This is a genomic window from Pseudomonas luteola NBRC 103146 (assembly GCF_002091675.1).
GTDB lineage: Bacteria > Pseudomonadota > Gammaproteobacteria > Pseudomonadales > Pseudomonadaceae > Chryseomonas > Chryseomonas luteola.
In genome coordinates, this window is sequence record NZ_BDAE01000010.1 from 127,601 (window position 1) to 147,532 (window position 19,932).

The 19,932-nt window shown below is 54.3% G+C and carries 15 protein-coding genes and 1 pseudogene; 13 read left to right on the forward strand and 3 right to left on the reverse strand.

Annotated elements, in window-relative coordinates; all coding sequences use genetic code 11:
• Positions 1-21: 21 nt before the first annotated feature.
• From glgA to PLU01S_RS25710, 3 genes are all read right to left on the reverse strand, one after another.
• A complete protein-coding gene (gene glgA, locus PLU01S_RS13105) occupies positions 22-1,596 on the reverse strand; it encodes a glycogen synthase GlgA (protein ID WP_083397923.1) in 1,575 nt (524 codons plus the stop codon).
• A gap of 346 nt (positions 1,597-1,942) precedes the next feature.
• On the reverse strand, positions 1,943-3,064 hold the full coding sequence (locus PLU01S_RS13110; protein ID WP_074826564.1) for a mechanosensitive ion channel family protein: 1,122 nt from the start codon (positions 3,062-3,064) through the stop codon (positions 1,943-1,945).
• 64 nt (positions 3,065-3,128) lie between these two features.
• Positions 3,129-3,272, reverse strand: coding sequence for a hypothetical protein (locus PLU01S_RS25710; RefSeq protein ID WP_010798360.1), 144 nt, complete (start codon positions 3,270-3,272; stop codon positions 3,129-3,131).
• A 454-nt stretch (positions 3,273-3,726) separates the two neighbouring features.
• On the opposite strand from PLU01S_RS25710, the gene PLU01S_RS13115 reads away from it, so the two are divergent.
• The 13 genes and pseudogenes from PLU01S_RS13115 to PLU01S_RS13165 all read left to right on the forward strand — a co-directional run bounded on the left by PLU01S_RS13115 (position 3,727) and on the right by PLU01S_RS13165 (position 19,929).
• On the forward strand, positions 3,727-5,226 hold the full coding sequence (locus PLU01S_RS13115; protein WP_169715107.1) for a PAS domain-containing protein: 1,500 nt from the start codon (positions 3,727-3,729) through the stop codon (positions 5,224-5,226).
• A gap of 102 nt (positions 5,227-5,328) precedes the next feature.
• Positions 5,329-5,757, forward strand: a complete 429-nt coding sequence (locus tag PLU01S_RS25715) for a sensor histidine kinase (protein WP_169715108.1) — start codon at positions 5,329-5,331, stop codon at positions 5,755-5,757.
• Between the two features lie 16 nt (positions 5,758-5,773).
• The gene (locus tag PLU01S_RS13120; RefSeq protein WP_139208815.1) at positions 5,774-6,430 is read left to right on the forward strand and encodes a response regulator; all 657 of its coding nucleotides are present in this window, start codon (positions 5,774-5,776) and stop codon (positions 6,428-6,430) included.
• An 85-nt stretch (positions 6,431-6,515) separates the two neighbouring features.
• Complete coding sequence (locus PLU01S_RS13125) at positions 6,516-10,499, forward strand: sensor domain-containing protein (protein WP_074826558.1); 3,984 nt, start codon at positions 6,516-6,518, stop codon at positions 10,497-10,499.
• A 701-nt stretch (positions 10,500-11,200) separates the two neighbouring features.
• Positions 11,201-11,668: pseudogene (locus PLU01S_RS26610) on the forward strand (methyl-accepting chemotaxis protein); the annotation flags it as partial.
• 57 nt (positions 11,669-11,725) lie between these two features.
• Positions 11,726-12,766 (forward strand): methyl-accepting chemotaxis protein, encoded by a 1,041-nt coding sequence (locus PLU01S_RS26615; protein WP_376748365.1) that lies wholly within the window; start codon positions 11,726-11,728, stop codon positions 12,764-12,766.
• A 23-nt stretch (positions 12,767-12,789) separates the two neighbouring features.
• Positions 12,790-14,331, forward strand: coding sequence for a chemotaxis protein CheW (locus PLU01S_RS13135; RefSeq protein WP_074826555.1), 1,542 nt, complete (start codon positions 12,790-12,792; stop codon positions 14,329-14,331).
• An 18-nt stretch (positions 14,332-14,349) separates the two neighbouring features.
• The gene (gene cheB / locus PLU01S_RS13140) at positions 14,350-15,465 is read left to right on the forward strand and encodes a chemotaxis-specific protein-glutamate methyltransferase CheB (protein WP_074826550.1); all 1,116 of its coding nucleotides are present in this window, start codon (positions 14,350-14,352) and stop codon (positions 15,463-15,465) included.
• Entirely contained in the window at positions 15,449-16,072 is a 624-nt protein-coding gene (locus PLU01S_RS13145) for a HEAT repeat domain-containing protein (RefSeq protein ID WP_074826546.1), read from the forward strand. Before cheB ends, PLU01S_RS13145 begins: the two co-directional genes overlap by 17 nt.
• A complete protein-coding gene (locus PLU01S_RS13150; RefSeq protein WP_074826543.1) occupies positions 16,069-16,917 on the forward strand; it encodes a CheR family methyltransferase in 849 nt (282 codons plus the stop codon). The genes PLU01S_RS13145 and PLU01S_RS13150 overlap by 4 nt, the downstream gene beginning before the upstream one ends.
• Positions 16,914-17,285: a response regulator gene (locus PLU01S_RS13155; protein WP_074826539.1), complete on the forward strand. Its 372-nt coding sequence runs from the start codon at positions 16,914-16,916 to the stop codon at positions 17,283-17,285. The genes PLU01S_RS13150 and PLU01S_RS13155 overlap by 4 nt, the downstream gene beginning before the upstream one ends.
• Complete coding sequence (locus PLU01S_RS13160) at positions 17,282-19,696, forward strand: chemotaxis protein CheA (protein ID WP_074826537.1); 2,415 nt, start codon at positions 17,282-17,284, stop codon at positions 19,694-19,696. Before PLU01S_RS13155 ends, PLU01S_RS13160 begins: the two co-directional genes overlap by 4 nt.
• Positions 19,693-19,929, forward strand: coding sequence for a hypothetical protein (locus tag PLU01S_RS13165; RefSeq protein ID WP_010798349.1), 237 nt, complete (start codon positions 19,693-19,695; stop codon positions 19,927-19,929). The genes PLU01S_RS13160 and PLU01S_RS13165 overlap by 4 nt, the downstream gene beginning before the upstream one ends.
• Positions 19,930-19,932: the final 3 nt, after the last annotated feature.

Sequence of the window (19,932 nt, forward strand, 5' to 3'; positions counted from 1 at the left end):
AAAGATGGCGCTAAAGTTGAATCAGATCGCAGCTTGTTCCTGACGAACTTTAGAAAGCAGCGATTGATAGAGCTCATCGTACGGTTGAGCGCTCTGAGACCAGTAGAACGGGCCGCTCATGGCGCGTCGACGCATGGCTTGAAGCAGATCCTTACGCTCGAACACTTCGAACGCACGATCAATGGACTTCGTGTAGCTTTCCAGAGTGTGCTTGTCGAACAGGAAACCGGTAACACCGTCTTCAATACTGTCCGCCAAGCCACCTGTGCGGCGAGCAATTGGTAGAGAGGCAAAGCGCTGCGCATACATCTGGCTCAAGCCACAAGGCTCGAAGCGAGAGGGCATCAGCAGGAAGTCGCTGCCTGCAAACATGCGGCGAGCTTCGGTCTCGCAGAAACCTACGTGTACGCCAACACGACCCTTGTAGCGCTTGGACAGCTCATTCACTGCGCGCTCGACCGCAGGCTCTCCGCAACCAATGATCACCAATTGGCCACCGCGAGAGACGATATGGTCAACTGCTTCAATGGTCAGATCGATACCTTTTTGGTGCACCAGACGGGAAACGACCGCGAACAGGGGACCTTCAGAAACTTCAAGACCGAAATCCTCACGGATACGGTCTGCATTGGCCCGCTTGCCTGCCCAGTCATAGGGAGAAAAGCTCTGGCACAGGTGCGGGTCATTGCAAGGATCCCAGCCCTCGTCGATTCCGTTGAGGATTCCGGACAGCTTGCCCTGCTTGGCCTTGACCTGAAGCAGACCTTCCAGCCCACAACCAAACTCGGGTGTGGTGATTTCCTTGGCATAAGTCTGGCTTACCGTCGTAATGTGACTGGCGTAGCTCAAGCCTGCCTTGAGAAAGGAGATCTTGCCGTAATACTCAAGACCGTCAATGGAAAATGCTTCGGCCGGGATACCGAGGTCTGCCATGCAGTAACGGGGGAATACGCCTTGATAGGCCAGGTTGTGAATGGTCATCACTGATGGTGTTTTCAGTCCGCGCCATTGCACATAACCTGCGGCCAGGCCTGTCTGCCAGTCATTCAAGTGCAGGAGATCAGGGCACCAGCGAATGGACGCCGTGCCTGCTGCCAGATCCGCTGCCGCCGAAGCCAGTCGACCAAAGCGGATATGGTTGTCGACCCAGTCGGCACCATGGGTATCGGCATAAGGTGTGCCCGGACGCTCATAGAGTTCGGGGCAGACCAACACATAAATCACGAGACCGTCTTCCTGATCGACACGGGCGATGTCGCAGGCAGGCATGGCAGCCAGTGCCGGAATACGTCCGACAATCTGCATTTCGTCGCGGATGGCATCCATGACAGGACGATAGCCGGGAATAAGAACCCGGACGTCATGTTTGGAGGACAACGCGCGTGGCAGGGCAGCGGAGACTTCTCCCAGGCCGCCAGCTTTTACGAAATCGGTAATTTCGGGTGTTACAAACAAAATACGCTTACGTGTTTCAACGACTGAGCTCAGCTTGAGCTGGCGCTCGTCGGTTTGAGTAGGGAAGCGATTGGCATTGCGCACTTCTGCTGAGTTCGCAGCTACAAGCGTTTCAAATTTCCCCACAACGGCATTTGCCATATTGCGCTCCCAAAAAGCAGTAATGACTGCGGTTTGCCCAATGAACGCTTCTCGTCGAAGCCGACATACCGATCAAAAACGTCCACAGCCATGCTGCTTAAAGCCCCCTGGCGACGTCCCCCTGTAAGGAACTGGACAAAGGGCATTGCAAGGTTGCGCCCGATAGTCCAGTCTGCATAAAAGATGACCTGCGCCAGCTCGCCTAAGTTTCCTGGTTGGGTATGCACATTTGACGAACGTGCTAGAACCGTGCCGCTTCTGGCTGGTTTGAAATAAAGCACGCGCCTGCAGCTTTAGCGAAGATCATTACAATTACGCGACAGTACTCTGCGTAATCGCCTTAAATTCAGATTTCAGGCTGTCTAGCTGGCGTGTTGTGCATTTCGTCGGATACTGAATGAGGCCGTTTGATTTGCGTGCCCACTTCCGCCCGCAGCTGAGGCAAACACTCTGGAAATTCCCGATTTACGAAGGCAATCAGGCGCTCACGTACATGGCAGCGCAGATCCCAGTTTTTGGACGAGTCTGGAGAGGTAACGAGGACGCGTAGTTGTATGGCTCTGTCCGAAGCGTCCGTAACTTGCAAGACGCATACACGGCCATCCCACAAATGGGGCACTTCGTTGCACACACGCTCCAATTCAGCGCGTATCGGCTCCATCGGAAGTGAATAGTCCACCCACATAAAGACCGATCCCATGAGGCTGGAATTGGTGCGGGTCCAGTTCTGAAAAGGTTTTTCGATAAAGTACTGCAGGGGTACCACCAAGCGCCGATCATCCCAGATCCGCACCACGACATAGGTTCCGGTAATCTCTTCAACCCGGCCCCATTCCCCCTCGACGATCACGACATCATCAATTCGAATGGGTTGGGTCACGGCAATCTGCAGACCGGCAATGAGATTGCCCAGTACAGGGCGTGCGGCGATACCCGCCACGATACCGGCCACACCAGCGGAAGCGAGCAGACTGGCACCGATTTGCCTGACCTCGGGAAACGTCATCAGCATGGACGACAGGCCTACCAGAAAGACGACAAAACCCAGGCTGCGCACCATGACGCGCGTCTGGGTCTGGATACGTCTGGCACGAAGGTTATCTTCAATATTGACCGGGTGACGGATGGAAATGGTCGCGCCAATGGCTTTTACGCACCGTAAACCCAACCAGGTAAACGCAGCGATTGTGATCAGGGCCGTCAGGTGCCTTAAGCCACCGATCAGGGGCAGGGTGTCAGGCGCTGAACCCAATACACCTTGCAAGGCTATCAGCGGGATCAGAAACCGGGCAGGGCGCTCGGAGTAGCGGATCAGTGTCTGAGCCAGCAAAAAGGGACGCGCGAGTCGTTTCAGTACGGTGGAAATAACCAGTACGGCAATGCTGGCGATTGCCATCGAAACACATGCTGCTACCAGAGTAGCCAGCCAGGGAGAGGAGAGAAATGTCGACCAGTCGATGGACATCATCCAGAGTCCTTAGGAATCAAAAAGCCGCGAAGCGCGGCTTTATCGGCTGATTCAGTCGGTGGGTTTAAAGCGAAGTAGGGCTTTCAGGCGGAAGGGGAGTGTTATCAACACTACCGGCATCAGCGTCGTTAGCGGCTTGAATAGTTTGAATACGTGCCACAGCAGACACATTGCGCGCATAGCTGCGGGTGATATCGATGATCATCATGGCATCTCACCTCAATGCTGCAAGGAACTTGGACTTGGTGGCGCTGATGATTCAGCGCTTGTCAATTCCGACTGGGCTTCTCGGACTCTGGTTCCCCAGCCTCCCGGCTAGAGCGGCTTTAGCAGCTGAACGGTCATCAAACGAGTAGTAATACCAGCCTTTATAAGAAAATGGATGCCAACAATCCCAGCTCGTTTAAACACGTCATACGTAATTATTGAGAAGAACGTAATGAATCGTTTCAGCTATAAACGTAAAGCTTATCAAGGAAAAGCCGACATCCTTATGGAAAGGCTTGGCTGATGACAGTCTCAAGGGATATGCAGCGTCGATTTACTTAGCCAAACGGCCATTCAGTGCTACTAGTTAGATAAGCACCTCGTGTTGAGGCGAGTCACTTGAATAGGTAATCCGTCCTTTGATGTTTATGCGTTCATCTGATATTGACACCCAAGTGTCGTCCTCTCGAAATATCCTGCTGTCAGCCCCATGGCGACTGGTTCTGGTATATACCGTAGTGGGTGTCCTTTGGATCGTAGGTACGTCCTTTGTCATTGAGACATTAAAGCTTCCTGAATGGAGCTATACGCTTCGCGGGCTGCTATTTACCTTGTTTACGGCCATCACGGGATGGTGGTTTATCAAGCGGCTGACTCAAATTGCAATTCAGACCCAGCGACTGATCAGCCAGTCGGAAGGCGATTACCGAGCGTTATTCGAAATCCATCCAGCACCCATGTGGCTCTATGACAAGCACAGTCTCCTTATCATCAAGGCAAATGAGGCGGCTCACAGGACTTATGGTTACACCAGTGCTCAATTTGCCCAGCTGAAGATCACTGACTTGTACGCATACAGTGATAGGGATGAATTTAAAAATCGCACCCATAAAAACGGTATTAACAGTCAGCATCTTTCTGGTATTCGCAAGCATGTCAATCAATCCGGCAATTCCATGGATGTAGATGTGCTTTGCCATGAGCATATTTTCAAACATGAGCCTTACGGGCTTCTGATGGCACAAAACGTTAGCGCCCATTTCGAGCTTGAGAAAAAGCTGGCCAATAGCTTGAGGCAGCTTGAGCTGGCCCAGCATATTGGCATGATGGGTTATTGGGAGCGGGATCTAAAAGACCAGTCGATTCGCTGGTCGCCTGAGATTTATTCAATCCTCAACCTGGACCCCAGACAGGAAGAACTTACCTTCGAGCGCTTTCTTTCTCTTATTCACCGGGATGATCGAGCGCGCATGGCCAAGATATATCATGAGGCGGCTTCGGTGGGGCAGACCACTCATGAGTATCGGGTTACTCCAAATAATGGAGAGCTTCGCTACGTGTTTGAGCGTACTCAGCTAATAGGAGATGAACAGGGAGTCGCCCGAACGCTGTTCGGGACGTTTATTGATGTATCCGAAATCAAGGTGGCCGAGCAGGCATTGGTGAGGCAGCAAAAGCGTTATGAACATATGGTTGACACCCTTCCAGAAGGTGTACTGATCATCCATCAGGGGCGTGTTACATATGCCAATAAGGCCGCCTGCCATATGTTCGCCGAACATTCAGGTGCGCGGTTACGGGCGTTGGATATCGGGCTGTGTTTCCATCCGGATCATCGGGAGCGCGAGATGGACCGCCTTGATGCCTTGCATAAAGGTCTGACGCAAGAGCAGACATTCAGGCATATCACATTATTACGGCTGGACGGCTCAGAATTCGAGGCTGAATTGGCTGAAATCATTCTTGAAGAGCATGGACACCGTGACGTGCAGTTGCTTGTTCGGGATATCAGTCAAGCCTCTCAGATGCGCCGGGACCTGGAGGTAGCCAACAAGAGCTTGCAACGTCTGTCCCAGCGGCTGATTGAAGTACAAGAACTTGAGCGCCGACAGCTGGCCCGTGATCTGCATGATGATATTGGGCAGCAGCTCACAGGCATCAAGCTGCACCTGTAACGACTTGTTCGCAAACTCGACCACGAACAGGAAGTTAAAACATTAGCTGCTGATCTTAGCCAAAGCGTAAACGATGCCTTGGCCAAGGTGAAAAGCCTCTCGTTGTCCCTTCATCCGCTACAACTTGAAACATTAGGACTTGAAGCTGCCGTGCGGTGGCATCTGTCCCAATTTCTAGGAGCTACGTCTACTCAATGGGAGCTGAATGTTGAAGGGACGTTGGATAACCTGTCAGCTGACATGGCGGTTGTTGCGTTCAGAATCATTCAAGAGGCCGTGAACAATGTAGCCAAGCATGCGCAGGCGGCTTCTGTAAGGATCACCTTAAGTTATGACGTCGAGGGGCTAAGGTTAGAGATATTGGATGATGGTTGCGGATTTGATGTCAGCAGTGCGTCTCAGGGAGCCAGAAGTCTGGGGCTTACCAGCATGCATGAGCGGGTGGCTTCTTTAAACGGGAAGGTCAGGATCTCAAGCATATCGGGCGTAGGCACACGTATCACAGCGGTTCTGCCTGTTGCGACTAATTGATGAAAGGAGAATGAGCTTGGTAACCCGTGTAGCGCTCGTTGATGATCATGCGTTGATTAGGGCTGGGCTGCGGTCTTTGGTCGAAGACCAGCCTGGCTATGAGGTTGTGGCGGAAGGAGGAGATGGCTCTGATGTAGAAAGTATTCTGCGGGAGCATAAACCGGACATCTTATTATTGGATATCAGCATGAAGCACCTTAGTGGTCTCGATGCGCTACGCCAATGGCGTGAACAGTATCCAGCTGTTCAGATTCTTATGCTTTCCATGCATGCTACACCTGACTATGTTCTGGCTGCATTACGCCTAGGTGCGCGGGGCTATCTGCTCAAGGATGCGGCTGCACAAGAGCTAGACCTTGCTTTGCAAGCCCTGGCACGCAACGAGTCGTATTTAAGCCCCGGTATTGCCCAGACCGTTATTCAGTCCGCTATCGTCGAAGGCCGGCCACGCGAGAGTAGTAGCGGCGGTTCGGTATTGACGCCCAGGCAAACAGAAATCTTGCGTTTGATTGCACGTGGTTGCTCGACACGTGATATCGCTCAGGGCCTTGGACTCAGTGTAAAAACCGTAGATACCCATCGCTCGCAAATCATGGATCGCCTTAATCTGCATGATGTGCCCTCGCTGGTTTTATACGCTGTACGTAAAGGCTTGATAAGCCCTGAGGATTAACAGCCTATTGGCCTAGGGAATTCCCTGATAGTCAAGGTAGCGCAAGTTTCGCACACTAGGTCACTGGCTATTGAAAGAGTGCCCTATGTCTTCATTTTCGTCCCAGGCTGATCGTTTCCTGGAGCATTATCTCTCACGTCATGATGCTTCAGACGCACCTTCTGCTTCGTTTTCGGTGTCCTCCTCGTGGGCGCTCTGCTTAGGCGTTTCCATGGTCAGTCTCCTTTGCCTGGGCCTTGGCCAGCTAGAGGTTGCGTTACTGGTCTGGGGGGGCGCGCTGACAATGGCCATGGTAAAGCGTCTGGCTTGGCAAGCGTTCAGCGTTTGCGGGCTGGTTACCCTTGTAGGGTGTCTGGTCTGGTATGTCATTGATCCCCACCCCTACGATATCGATATTCATCTCGTGATCGTTTGCGGGTTGGTTATTTCGGTCAGCTATCTTTCTGGGAAAGTGGCTCGGCTGAAGACGAGAATCAAACAGCAGCACATACACAACCACTTGTTGGCGCAGTTCAGTTCGGTCCTTACCCAATCGCCTGACGTATGCCTTAAAGAGATTGACTTGAGCGGTCGTCTTTTAAGCATGAATGACCAGGGTCGATTGCTCATGGACGTTTGCAATTCCGAGCAGGTCCACGGCGCGGATTGGTTGAGCTTCTGGAAAGACGAATGGGCTCCAAAGGCGCGTCAGGCATTTGATCAGGCCTGTTTGGGCGTGCCGGGGCGTTTTGTTGGCCAATGTGACACGCTCAATGGCACAGCCAAATGGTGGGATGTACTGGTCCTGCCTGTCCGTGGGCAGCAAGGGCAGATCGAGACGATATTGGCGTTCTCTTGGGACATTACCGAAGCTCAGCGTAACGCTACCAAGCTTAAAGACACCCACGATGAATTTGATGCTCTTCTAAATAACCTTGATGAAGGAATGTATCGGCTCGATCAGGAGTGGCGTTTCATTCAAGTCAATGAGATGGCTGAGGTCCTGCTCAGGCGCACACGAAAAGAGCTATTGGGCGCTTACATCTGGGACCTTTACCCAGAGGATGAAGATCGGGAACTCGGTTCGGCTTATCGGGATGTGATGTACTCCGGTTTCCCTCGTCATTTTGAATTCTATTTTCGGCCTTTTCAGCAATGGCATCGTGTCAGCGCTTATCCGCGGCCTAACGGTATCACCGTGTTCTTTAGCAACATCACCTCGGATGTTGCCAGTGTCCAACAGAGCCAGACAACAGAAACTCGCCTGCGGTTGGCTCAGGAAATTGGTCGTTTCGCTGATTGGCAATTCGATCTGGCCTCCCGTGAGCTTATGTTGTCCGAGCAGGCGATACAGCTCCTGAATATCTCCATGGAGGCAGGTGGCTCGCATCAGGATGAGCTGATGAAGCATTTGCATCCTGATGATCGTCTGGGACTAGTTTCAGCGCTGCTGGATTTGACCGAGGGAAAAGCTTCCTTGAGTGTCTCTTTACGTCTCCGGCACGTCGGGCGGTTAGGAGCATGGAGAAACTTTCAATTTGCAGGTGTGGTGCTTCGCCCTAAAGCTCATCCCCAAGGCCTTTTGGTCGGTTGCATGCAGGATGTGTCCTTGCAGAAGCATCGCGAGCAGCGCCTGATTCAGGCGGAAGCCTTTACACGCAGTATTCTTGATGCACTACCGCAGTTGGTATGTGTATTGGACGAAGCCGGTACTGTAATTACCGTCAATCAAGCGTGGACCCAGTTTATTGATACCCATCCCGCCCAGTGGGACTGGCCGGATGCTGGAACGAATTACCTGACATTCTGTGCAGGTATGGCAGGTCGGGACGGGGCCGTGGCGCAGACTATTTTGGCTAAACTCCAGTCTCTGCTGGATGGAGAAGGTGATCCTTTCAGCCTGGAGTTCAAAATGGACTTGGGGGATGAGGTTCGCGTCTTCAAGATGTTTGCCCTGCTAATGGACACTGAGCAGAAGCAATTACTCATTGTGCATGAGGATGTCACCGAAACGGCTCGTCTTCAGCGAACACTAAATACTCAGGCCCAACGGCTCAAGTTGATTTACGAAGGCTCGAGCGATGGGTTGTGGGAGTGGATCCCACAGCGTAAAGCGCTTTACCTGTCCGAGCGGTTCATTGAATTGATAGGAAGCATCCCTGATGAGCATCAACCGTTTCCACAGTGGTTGATTGAACATACTCATCCCGATGAGACCGAGGCGTTGGTATCTATGCTTGAATGCCATCTGGTGCACGACGCGCCATTTGATATCGAGCTGCGTCTGCAAACGGCTATGGGCTGGCATTGGTTCAGGATCCGTGGCAAGGCCGAGCGGGAAGGGGAGGTACTGGTGCGCTTTGCAGGATCGCTGATGGATATCGATTTTCAGCGAGACCTTTTAGCTCAGCTTCAAGAAAGTGAAGCTCGTTTCAGGGAAATGGTTGAGTATCTTCCTCATGTCTTCTGGGTATATGACATTTCCAAGGAAAAAGTCAGCTATGTAAGCCCAGCTTTCCAGAAAATATGGGGACATTCGCCTGAGTTGTTATACGAGAACGCGACACAATGGATCAGCCTTGTCCATCAGGATGATCAACCATTGGTTGAGCGCTTTCACCAAGAAGTGATCTGGCATCACCGGTCTGCTGAGGTCGAGTACCGCTCAGTCGATGCCAACGGTAAACTTTTGTGGGTCCGTAATAAGGCTTTTCCATTTCCGAACGCCCAAGGAGAGATTGCTCGTATTGTGGGTATCGCCGAAGACATCACCGAGGCGCGCACCTACCAGGAACAACTTTATGCGGCTGCGCATTTCGATAGTTTAAGTGGGTTACCCAACCGAGTCATGTTCCATAAACGCCTGGAAGAACAATGTGTTCAGGCTGGAAAGGGTAATCGCGAGTTCTCGGTACTCTTCATTGGGCTTGATCGTATCAAGTGGGTCCAGCAATGCCTGGGCCAGCGTATACGGGATGAATTGGTCAATCAGGTTTCCGAGCGTTTCCAGACCGTACTAGGCGCAAGGGGCTACCTTGCCAATCTAGCCAGCGATGAATTTGCGGTACTGTTGAGCCGAGAGGAGGAAATGGCGCATGTGCATGATGTTATCAAGGCCTTGCTTCAGTCGCTTGATGAGCATTTCCTACTGGCGACAGAATCGATCCGGCTGACAGGTTGCATCGGTGTAGCTCAGTACCCACTGGATGGCGACACGGCCGAGCAATTGATCAAGAACGCCAATGCTGCCGTGTACGCCGTACAGAAATCTGGACGCAATGGGTATCAATTCTTCAACCAAGGATTGCTCAAGCACAGCTTCGATACGCTTAAGCTTGAAGCTGAACTTAGTCGTGCGATCGATCAAAACGAGTTCGTTCTGTATTACCAGCCCAAAGTGGATATGGCTAATCAACAGGTATGTGGTGCCGAGGCCCTGATTCGCTGGGAACATCCAGCTCATGGTCTCCTTAGTCCGCTACGGTTCATTTCATTGCTTGAGGAAACCGGCCTGATTGTGCCCGTTGGGCTCTGGTGTATCGACCAGGCTCTGGCGCAACTGGCTGAGTGGCAATCAAGGGGGCTAGGCCATTTTGTAGTAGCGGTGAACCTGTCGCTTCGCCAGCTGCAGCCCGACCTATGCGAGCAAGTGCGAGCCAGCTTGAAGCGACATGGTATTGAGCCGGGCTGCCTGGAACTGGAACTTACCGAGTCCATCATGCCTGAGGCAGGCAGCGAGTCGAGCGCCATCATCAATGATCTAAAAACGTTGGGCGTCCGGATAGCGGTGGACGACTTCGGTACGGGTTATTCGACCTTGGGAAGTTTGCGTTCTTTTGTGCCGGACACACTCAAGATTGATCGGTGCTTTCTTAACGAGATGGCCAGCAATGCTTCTGATAGTGCCATTGTGAAAAGCGTCATTGAGATGGCTCACGCCTTGTCGATGACGGTTGTGGCCGAAGGTGTCGAGTCGCTGGAGCAACAACGGTTATTAGAGGAACTGCATTGTGACCAGATGCAGGGGTTCTTGATCAGTCCGCCGGTTGACGCCGTTATTTTTGAGGAAAAGCATATTGCCATTAGGTAAATGACTTAGTTCTTTCAGCTTGTTGTGTCATAGAGCCGCTCCGCTGTAGAGCGGCTTTTTTTTGAGCTTATGGTGTGGCAGGCCTTCGATTCTGCCATCCATCCTGAAACTTTAGCCGCTCGGTGGCTTAGATGTTTCAGGTTTTTTCTTAGGAAAAGCAGGCGTTTTACCTCAGGTTCTCCCCGATAGTTTCTCTTGAGCACCGACGCTTAAATATGCCTGCCGTGGATGTCAGGCGAGCCGAAGTGTTTCGGCCTACATCAGACAGGCCGCACGCTTTGGTGTGAGCAGGAGCCACCCAGCTGCGTTACGCATCCATTTCAATGAAACCATCGCTCGTAGTTGAGGACCCCTTCATGGCCCTGGTCAAGAAACCCACCACGCCTTCCGCCGCGGCTGAAAAAGTCGTATCCCGTACCGTTGCCCGTGATGCTGAGGCACAGCGCAAGCGCGCCCGCACACTGGCCAAGCAGCAGCAGGCAGCTGAACGTATTGCTGCTGCGACCAATCAGCTGTCTACAGGCGTGAATGAAGCCGCTTCTGCTGCAGAAGAGCTCAAGCGTGCTGCCGATCAAATCGCCAGCGGTGCAGAGGAAGCGTCCGGCGCTGCTCAGCAGTCCCTAAAAGCTTTCGAGATCGTAGGCCGATCCATTGAGCTTCAGCAGCAAAGCGCTGCGGTTGCCCAGGAAAAATCCGAGGCCATGCAGCGCTTGGCTGCAGCGGTCAATACTGACGTAGTAGCGCTCATTGCCAACGTTCGTGTTGCGGCAGAGCGTCAGTCCGGCTCGGTTGACCGCGTCGCTGAGCTTAAACAGCAGGCCGCTAACATTGGCGAGATCGTCAAGGCTGTTGGCCGTATCGCTGACCAAACCAATCTTCTGGCATTGAACGCTGCCATTGAAGCCGCCCGTGCAGGCAAGCATGGTAAAGGCTTTGCCGTAGTGGCTGACGAAGTCCGCACCTTGGCAGAAACCTCTGAGAAGAGTGCCAAGCAGATTTCCGACATGGTCGGCAAGATCCAGCATGACGTGGAAAACATTGCCCAGGGCATTAACCGCTCCGCTGAAACCATCCAGACTGAAGTAGAGAAGGGTGGCACCATCACCCAGCAGCTTGAACAGATTCGTCTGGATTGCATAGAAATTGTAAAAGGTGCGCAGGACATCGCCGCGGGTGCTGTTCAAAGCAGCGCTGCTGCCCAACAGGCGCTGCGCGGTGCAGATTCCATTGCCTCCGCTGCCGAGCAGCAGTCCGCCGCGGCCGAGGAATCCGCCAAGACGGTAGATGAGCAGGCTCAGGCCCTGGCTGAGTGCGAGCAGGCCGCTCAGAGTCTTTCAGAGCTGGCTGAAGAGCTGAAGAGCTCAACTGATGTCAGCAAAAGCGCCGAAGAGGTTGCCTCAGCGGCTGAAGAGCTGTCTTCGGCTGTTCAGGAGATCAATCGTGCGTCCAGCCAGATTTCCCTGGTAATCGACCAGATCCGCCAAGGCGCACAAACGCAGGCTGCTGCTACCGAAGAGTCCGCTGCAGCGGTCACTCAGATCGAAAAAGGTCTGGAATTGGCGCAAGGGCGTGCAACGGCCAGCCTAGAGAAGGCGAATGCCATCAAGACGCTGATGGGGGCCAACAAGGGCAACATCGACGCCATGGTCAATGGTGTGACCTCGTCCATCGAAGCGACTCGTGCCAGCCTGAGCCAGATCAAGGATCTGGAACTGATCTCCCGCCGGATCGACAAGATTGTTGACGCGATTACCACGGTTTCCATCCAGACCAACATGCTGGCCGTGAACGGCTCTATCGAAGCGGCCCGAGCCGGTGAGTTCGGTAAAGGCTTCGTCGTCGTGGCGACCGATATCCGTAACCTGGCTCATGACTCCGCTGAGAACGCTGACCGCATCAAGGATCTGGTGAAAGCCGTTCAGGACCAGATCGGGGTAGTGGGTCGCGACCTGGAAGAAATCATCAGCGCTGCCCTGGCAGAAGCTCAGAAGGCAACGGTGATTACTCGCAACCTGGACAGTATGGCCGGTGACATTGCCAGTGTGGAGGTGGGTTCTTCCGACATCCTGAAATCTGCCGAAGAGATCAGCGCCAGCATCACCCAGGTGAAATCCGGTATCGACCAGATCTCTGCCGCCGCCCAGGAAGCCGAGCACGCCGCTCAGGAAGCCGCCGCTGCTGCCAAGCAGCAGTCGCAGGGTGCTGAGGAGCTGTCCGCCGCCATTGAAGAAATTGCTTCCCTGGCTGATGAGCTGCAAAGCGCCTAAATCCCTGAAGTGAGGGGATCGAGATGACTCAAACAACTGCAAATGAAGCCCTCGTCGTACGCGGCGAGGGAGATGACGACGAGCTGGCTCAAGGGCATCAGTTCGTAACGTTCACCGTCGGTGAGGAGGTGTTCGCGGTCGAGATGTTGCCTGTGCAGGAAATCATCCGTGTACCAGAGGTGATCCGTGTACCACTAACACCGCCAGCCCTGAACGGTCTGGCCAACCTGCGCGGTAACGTGTTGCCGATTATCTGCCTGCGGACCTTGTTCAACATGGAAGCCCGCGATGCCGATGATTCGACCCGCGCCATTGTGCTCAATTTGGGCCAGCCGCTGGGTTTCGTGGTTGACCGTGTTGCCAGTGTCATCATGGTGGAAGACGACCAGATCGAGCCGGTCAGCCATGTCCAGTCCACGATCAACACTCGCCTCCTGACAGGGCTGCTCAAGCAGGTTGGCGGCCACGAACTGGTAATGATCCTGGATTTCCAGGCCCTGATCCGAGACAGCTTCAGCGAGAACAGTCTGCTCCAGCGTACTGTCATGGCCAGCAGCATGTCCGTTCTGCCTGACACCGCCGATGAGGATGAGGACAGTGATGAGCTTCAGTTGGTCAGCTTTACCGTAGACAGTCAGGAATACGGTATCGCGATCGAGGATGTTCAGGAAATCGTCCAGGTTCCCGAGCATATCGTCTCTGTACCCAAGACGGCGTCCCATGTACGCGGTGTCATGACGCTGCGTCAGCGCCTGCTACCTCTGGTATCGCTACGCGAGATGTTCCATTTGCCCAGTCAGGAGACTGACGAGCGCAGCCGCATCCTGGTGGTAAGTCTCGCCGGAGTGTCGGTTGGGATCATTCTCGATAGTGTTAATGAAGTCTTGCGAGTACCCGGCTCTCAGGTTGAGCCCATGCCGCCAATGCTGGCGCGAGACCAGAACATGGCTGAGCTGACCGGTTTATGCCGCCTGCAAAATGGCAAGCGACTGGTCTCCGTCGTGTCAGCAGAGCGCTTGTTCCAGCACCAGTCGGTGCAACGTGTTTTGAATACGAATGATAAGGAGCCGAGCGTGGACGAAGAGCTGCTCGATCAGATTGATAACGACGACGAAGAGCAACTGGTGGTGTTCCGTTTGGGTAACGAAGAGTTTGGCGTACCCATCGACAGCGTCCAGGAGATCGTTCGCGTCCCGGAAAACCTAACGCATGTACCCAAGGCGCCTTCCTTTGTCGAGGGTGTCATGAACCTGCGTGGCGTTGTGCTGCCGGTAATCGATCAGCGCCGCCGCTTCGGATTGCCGAGCATCGAGAACAATGATCGCCAGCGCATCATGGTGTTTGTCATCAATGATCTGCGCACCGGCTTTATCGTGGATTCGGTCGCTGAAGTGCTGAAAATCTCACGCAACCTTATCGAGCCTGCACCGGCCCTGTCGAGTGAACAGCAGCGCCTGTTTGGTCGCGTGGCAAATCTGCCCAAGCAGAAGCGCATGATCCAGCTTGTCGAGCCGCGTCAGCTTCTCGGCGAGCAGGAGCTTAGCGCCCTGTCGAGCGTCGCGTAAGAGAGGGGTGCTGCCGTCATGATTCGTCTGCTTATCGTCGATGACTCCGCATTAATGCGTCGCCATCTGCAAAAGGTGTTCGAGGCCGAAGGTGATTTCGAACTCGAAATGGCCCGCAATGGCCTCGAAGCGATTGAGCTGGCTCGCCAGTTCGATCCGGACGTCATCACCCTGGATATCAATATGCCTGAAATGGACGGGCTGACGGCTTTGTCCATGCTCATGGCAGAAAAGCCTCGTTCGGTCGTGATGTTTTCATCGCTGACCGAGCAGGGCGCTATTGCCTCGCTTGAGGCATTGGCGCTCGGCGCGGTGGATTTCTTTCCCAAACCGGGCGGTACGATTTCCCTGAATATCGATCAGGTGCGTGACAGCCTGGTTGCCAAGGTGCGTGCCGCTGCTGGCGCTCAGCTCAAGAAGGCAGGAAAATCACGCGCCGGATCAACCGCGCCGACTCGCTCCCAGATCGAGCGCGAGCCGGTGGAAAAAGCCGTAGAGCTGGCAGGTGACTTGGGTGAAGGGCTTGTGCTGATCGGCTCCTCTACCGGTGGCCCTCGTACGCTGGAAGAAATTCTGTCGAAGCTTCCGGCGAGCTATCCCTGGCCGATCGTGGTTTCCCAGCACATGCCGGCCAACTTTACCCGTGCTTTCGCCGAGCGCATGAACAATGTTTGCGCACTCACGGTGGTAGAGGTCAGCAGACCTCTGCCGCTCGAGGCGGGTACGGTTTACGTTGGGATGGGGGGCAGTGACGTTTGTATCGGTCGTCGTGCAGGCCGTCCTTATGCCTTGCCCAAGCCGGAAAACAACAAGTACCTCTGGCATCCCTCCGTCAGCCTGATGGTGGAAACTGCCATGGGGCATTTCCAGCCAAGTCAACTGATTGGCGTAATGCTGACGGGCATGGGGTACGACGGTGCTGATGAGATGACCGAACTCAAGCGCCGTGGGGGGCGCACCCTGGCTGAGTCCAAGGAATCATCTGTTGTATTTGGTATGCCGGCAGAGCTGATCCGTCGTGGCGGTGCCACGGAAATCATGGCCTGCACTGAAATGGCCGCCACCCTTGTCCGTTGGGGCAGCGGTAAAACCACTACGTCTTCTCGAGTATCCCGCCATGCCACTCGTTCGTAATACTCTGGCCGATCAGGCCGGTGATGACCAGCCAAGCGGGTTCGAGCAGCTGCTTGATACACTCGGTAGTCCCGATACCGCGGCTCGCCGCTTGGCCGCACGTGCCATAGCACAGTTTCCAGACTCCAGTAGCGCTCTGATCGATCGTCTGGAAGAAGAAGCCGAACCGTCTGTGCGTGAGGCCATTATCACCAGTCTGGCTGCTATCGCCGATGTCAGCTCAGTCACCGCTCTGCTTGACTGCCTGCGCAGTGAGGATGCGGCGCTACGTAACGATGCCATCGAAGCTCTGAAGACGGCAGGTGTTCAGCACCCTGGGTTGATTCAGAACGCGCTGCAGGACTACGACGCCGACGTCCGCATCCTGGCTATCGGCATTCTGGAATCACTTAAGCACCCGGATGTCGAGCTGTGGCTGATCGATCTGCTGGAGCATGACCCGCATCTCAATGTCTGTGCCTGCGCCGTGGATTTGCTGTGCGAAATCGGGAGCGAGCGTGCGGTGCCGGCGCTTGAGGCTTGTCTTGAGCGCTTCCCCGATGAGGCTTACCTGCGTTTCGCCGTTGATCTGGCTATCCAGCGCCTGCGTGGAGAATCAGCCCTGTGAGCCAGACACCCGCGATTACCAAAGAAGACTTCGTGAAGTTTCGCGAATTCTTCTACCGCAAGACCGGCATCCACTTCGATGACTCGAAGCGCTATTTCGTGGACAAGCGCTTGATCGAGCGCATCGAGGCCACGGACGCGGGTACTTTTCGCAACTATTTTGTGAACCTGCGTTTTCAGGCATCGGGTGATGAGCTGCAGTCTCTGGTCAATGCGATGACCGTCAATGAGACCTACTTTTTCCGTGAGGAGTATCAGCTCAAGTGTCTCGTGACGAACATGCTGGAGGAGGTCACCCGGCGTAAGCGTGACTCAGGGCCCATTCGTATCTGGTCAATGCCGTCGTCCTCCGGTGAGGAGCCTTACTCCATCGCCATGTACCTGCTCGAATATTGGAAAGGTATTGAGAAATGGGACGTCGAGCTTTTCGCCTCAGATATCGACACCAATATTCTGGAGCGTGCCAGAAGAGGTCTCTATAGCCCTCGTTCGGTACATAACCTGCCGGCCATGCTGCTTGAGAAGTATTTCAAACAGCAGAAAAGCGGGGATTACCAGCTGATCGACGATATTCGTCAAAGTGTCGAGTTCAGCCGGGTAAACCTGATGAGCGCTGCCGATGTGAAGGCTTATAAGGGCTTCGACATTATTTTCTGTCGCAATCTGCTGATCTATTTCGATGATCTGTCGCGTCGCCAGGCGGCCGACACGTTTTTTGATGCACTCAATCCAGGCGGGATGATCTGCCTGGGTCACTCGGAGTCCATGAGTCGTATCTCGTCTCTGTTCCAGGTGCGCAAATTCCCTGAAGCAATTGTTTACCAGAAGCCGTTGGAGGCCCGATGAAACGCATTCTGATCGTCGACGACGCGGCCACCGTACGGCTGTTCAACCGACAAATACTAGAGAAAGCCGGTTATCACGTTGACGAGGCCATCAACGGCATTGAGGCGCTGGAAAAAAGCCTCGAGACGCCCTACGACCTGTATCTGGTAGACGTGAATATGCCCATGCAGGACGGCTTCAGCTTCCTGCGTGAATTGCGCTCCCGGCCAATTGAACAGGCCCCTGCGGTAATGATTACAACCGAGTCGGGTGATCATGATCGTCAGCAGGCTTGGGAATCTGGTGCTAATTATTACTTAACTAAACCGATTAAGCCGGAAGCGTTGCTGAGGCTGGTGAGTGTTCTGACCGGAGAAGGTGCCCAGTGAACGCATTGCTGCAACAGTTTATTCAGGAAAGCCGGGAAGCCCTGGAGTCCATTGGCAGTACCTTGCTCGCCATGGAACGAGAGCCTGGCGATACCGCCCCACTAGGCGAACTGTTCCGCCTGGTGCATACGCTTAAAGGTAACTCAGGTCTGTTTGATTTTCCGGCGCTGACCAGTGTATTGCATGCCGCTGAAGACGTGATGGATGCAGTCCGTAACGGTGAGCTGGACTTCAATCAACAACTGGCTGATCAGCTTTTGAACACGGCTGACTATGTCAGCGAGTTCCTGGATGAGATCGAACAAAACGGTCAGCCGGGTGACGGCTTTCAGGTTCCGCCTCGTGAACTGGTCGATGGGCTGCGCGCGTGGCTTACCAGCAGCGAGACGGCCGTGGTTGCTGCTGGCGCCAAAAACGGTACGTCTGAAAGCGAGTCGCCCGCCTGGGTGACTGAACTGAATGATGAAGTACGTCAGCACATAGCCGATCGTTTGAAGGATGAACAATGCGTTTACCGTGTTGAGTATCGTCCTGCCGCCGATTGTTTTTTCCAGGGCACCGATCCTTTGCACCTGGTGCGTCAGCTGCCGGACATTTTCTGGCGTCGTGTGACCGCTGTAGAGCCCTGGGCGGCAGCGTCAGAACTGGATGCCTATCACTGCAATCTGCGTATCGAATTCCTGTTAGCGATACGGGAAGAGGATCTGGCTGAGCACTTCCGGTATGTCAGTGATCAGGTCAGCTGGGAGGCCGTAACAGCGGCACTGTTTGCTGCACCTGCTCCGGCCGAAGAGGCTCAACAGAGCTTAAGCCATGGTAACGAAGCAATCGATCCACTGGTACGGGACGTAGTAGGCACTCAGCAGATAGCCTTGGCTGCCTGCCTCTCTCAGCCTTGGCGTAGCGGTCAGCATGCCGCCATCGTCCGGACATTAACCAATGTTCTCATGGCTTATCCTGCACTCAATGAGACCTTGCAGCGTAGCGTGATGGACGCCGATCAGCAGCGCAGCGCCACACCGATTATGGCCTGGTTCCAGGCACACTGGCAGACGGGTGCTGACTCCATATCCGAGGCGCCCAAAGAAGAGGGTCGTACTCAAGAGGCCATGAGCGCATGGCTGTCGGCACAGCTTGATCCCGCAGCACCTGTTGTTCCGGTGGTGGAAGCTGCACGCGCGCCTTCCGAGGCATCTGCCGGTCGGCGTCAGGAGGAGGCTGGCAATCATGTTACGCCTAAGGTCCTCAAGATCGAGCAGGAAAAGATCGACCGCCTAATGAACCTGATTGGCGAGATCGTAGTTGCCAAGAACGGATTACCTTATCTGGCCGAGCGTGCTGAAGACCAATATGGTCAGCGCGAGCTGGCGCGAGAGATCAAGGCTCAATATGCCGTAGTCAACCGTATCGCCGAAGACCTGCAGGATGCCATCATGCAAGTACGCATGATGCCGGTTTCTTTTGTGCTGCAGCGCTTCCCACGTCTGGTGCGTGATATCGCGCGCAAGCTGGGCAAGAAGGTCAACCTCATCCTGGAAGGGGAAGACACCGAAGCGGACAAATCCATGATCGAGGCCTTGGCCGATCCACTTGTGCATATCGTCCGTAACTCCATGGATCACGGGCTGGAGCTTCCGGAGGAGCGTACAAACGCTGGCAAGCCGGAAACCGGCACGCTGCGTATTCGCGCCAGCCAGAACGCGGACCATGTGGTTATTGTTATTGAAGACGATGGTCGCGGTATCGATCCACAAAAGATCAAGGCCAAGGTGGCTGGTAAAGGTCTGGTCGAACAGACCGCCCTGGATGCGATGAGTGATCAGGAGCTGGTCAATCTGGTCTTCCTGCCGGGCTTTTCGACTGCGGAGCAGATTTCCGATCTGTCCGGCCGTGGCGTTGGTATGGATGTGGTGCGCTCAGGTATCGAAAAAGTGGGCGGCCAACTGCGCCTGACCAGTCAGGTCGGCAAGGGTACGCAGCTGAGCCTGACACTGCCGCTGAGCATGGCAGTAACGCAGGTCATGGTGATTGAGTCAGGCGGTCAGCGCTTTGGCATTCCCATGGATCAAGTCATGGAAACCGTGCGCTTACCCAAGGATTCGATCCATACCATCAAGCATCAGCCCACCGCGCAACTGCGCGGTCGCACGATTCCGCTCAAGAGTTTGAACCAGATGCTGGCGGTCTCCGAGGAGCAGGTGCTTAACGAGGATGATGAGTACGCCTTGATGGTGCTACGCAGCCGAGGCGAGCTGGTCGGCCTGATCATTGATGATTTCCACGGCTCGATCGACATCATCCTAAAGCCCATGGTGGGCATTCTCGGTGAGCTATCTGGTTACTCCGGTACGGCCGTGATGGGGGATGGTTCCATCCTGATGATCCTCAACCCCACGGAGCTATTCGAATGAGCATTACCTTTAAGAAAAGCGTAGCCGTATTGGCTGATCAGGTCACGGTGGAAGAGGCAGAAACCCTGCTGGAATGGCTGGTGAAAAACCCGGCCGCAAAGGTCAATCTGGGTGACCTCGAACACCTGCATACCGCTGATCTGCAAGTACTTATGGCATTGAAACCAAACGTTTCAGTTTGGCCGAAAAATACCGATATAAAGGTGTGGCTTGAAGCCGCACTGAATGCGTAGGAG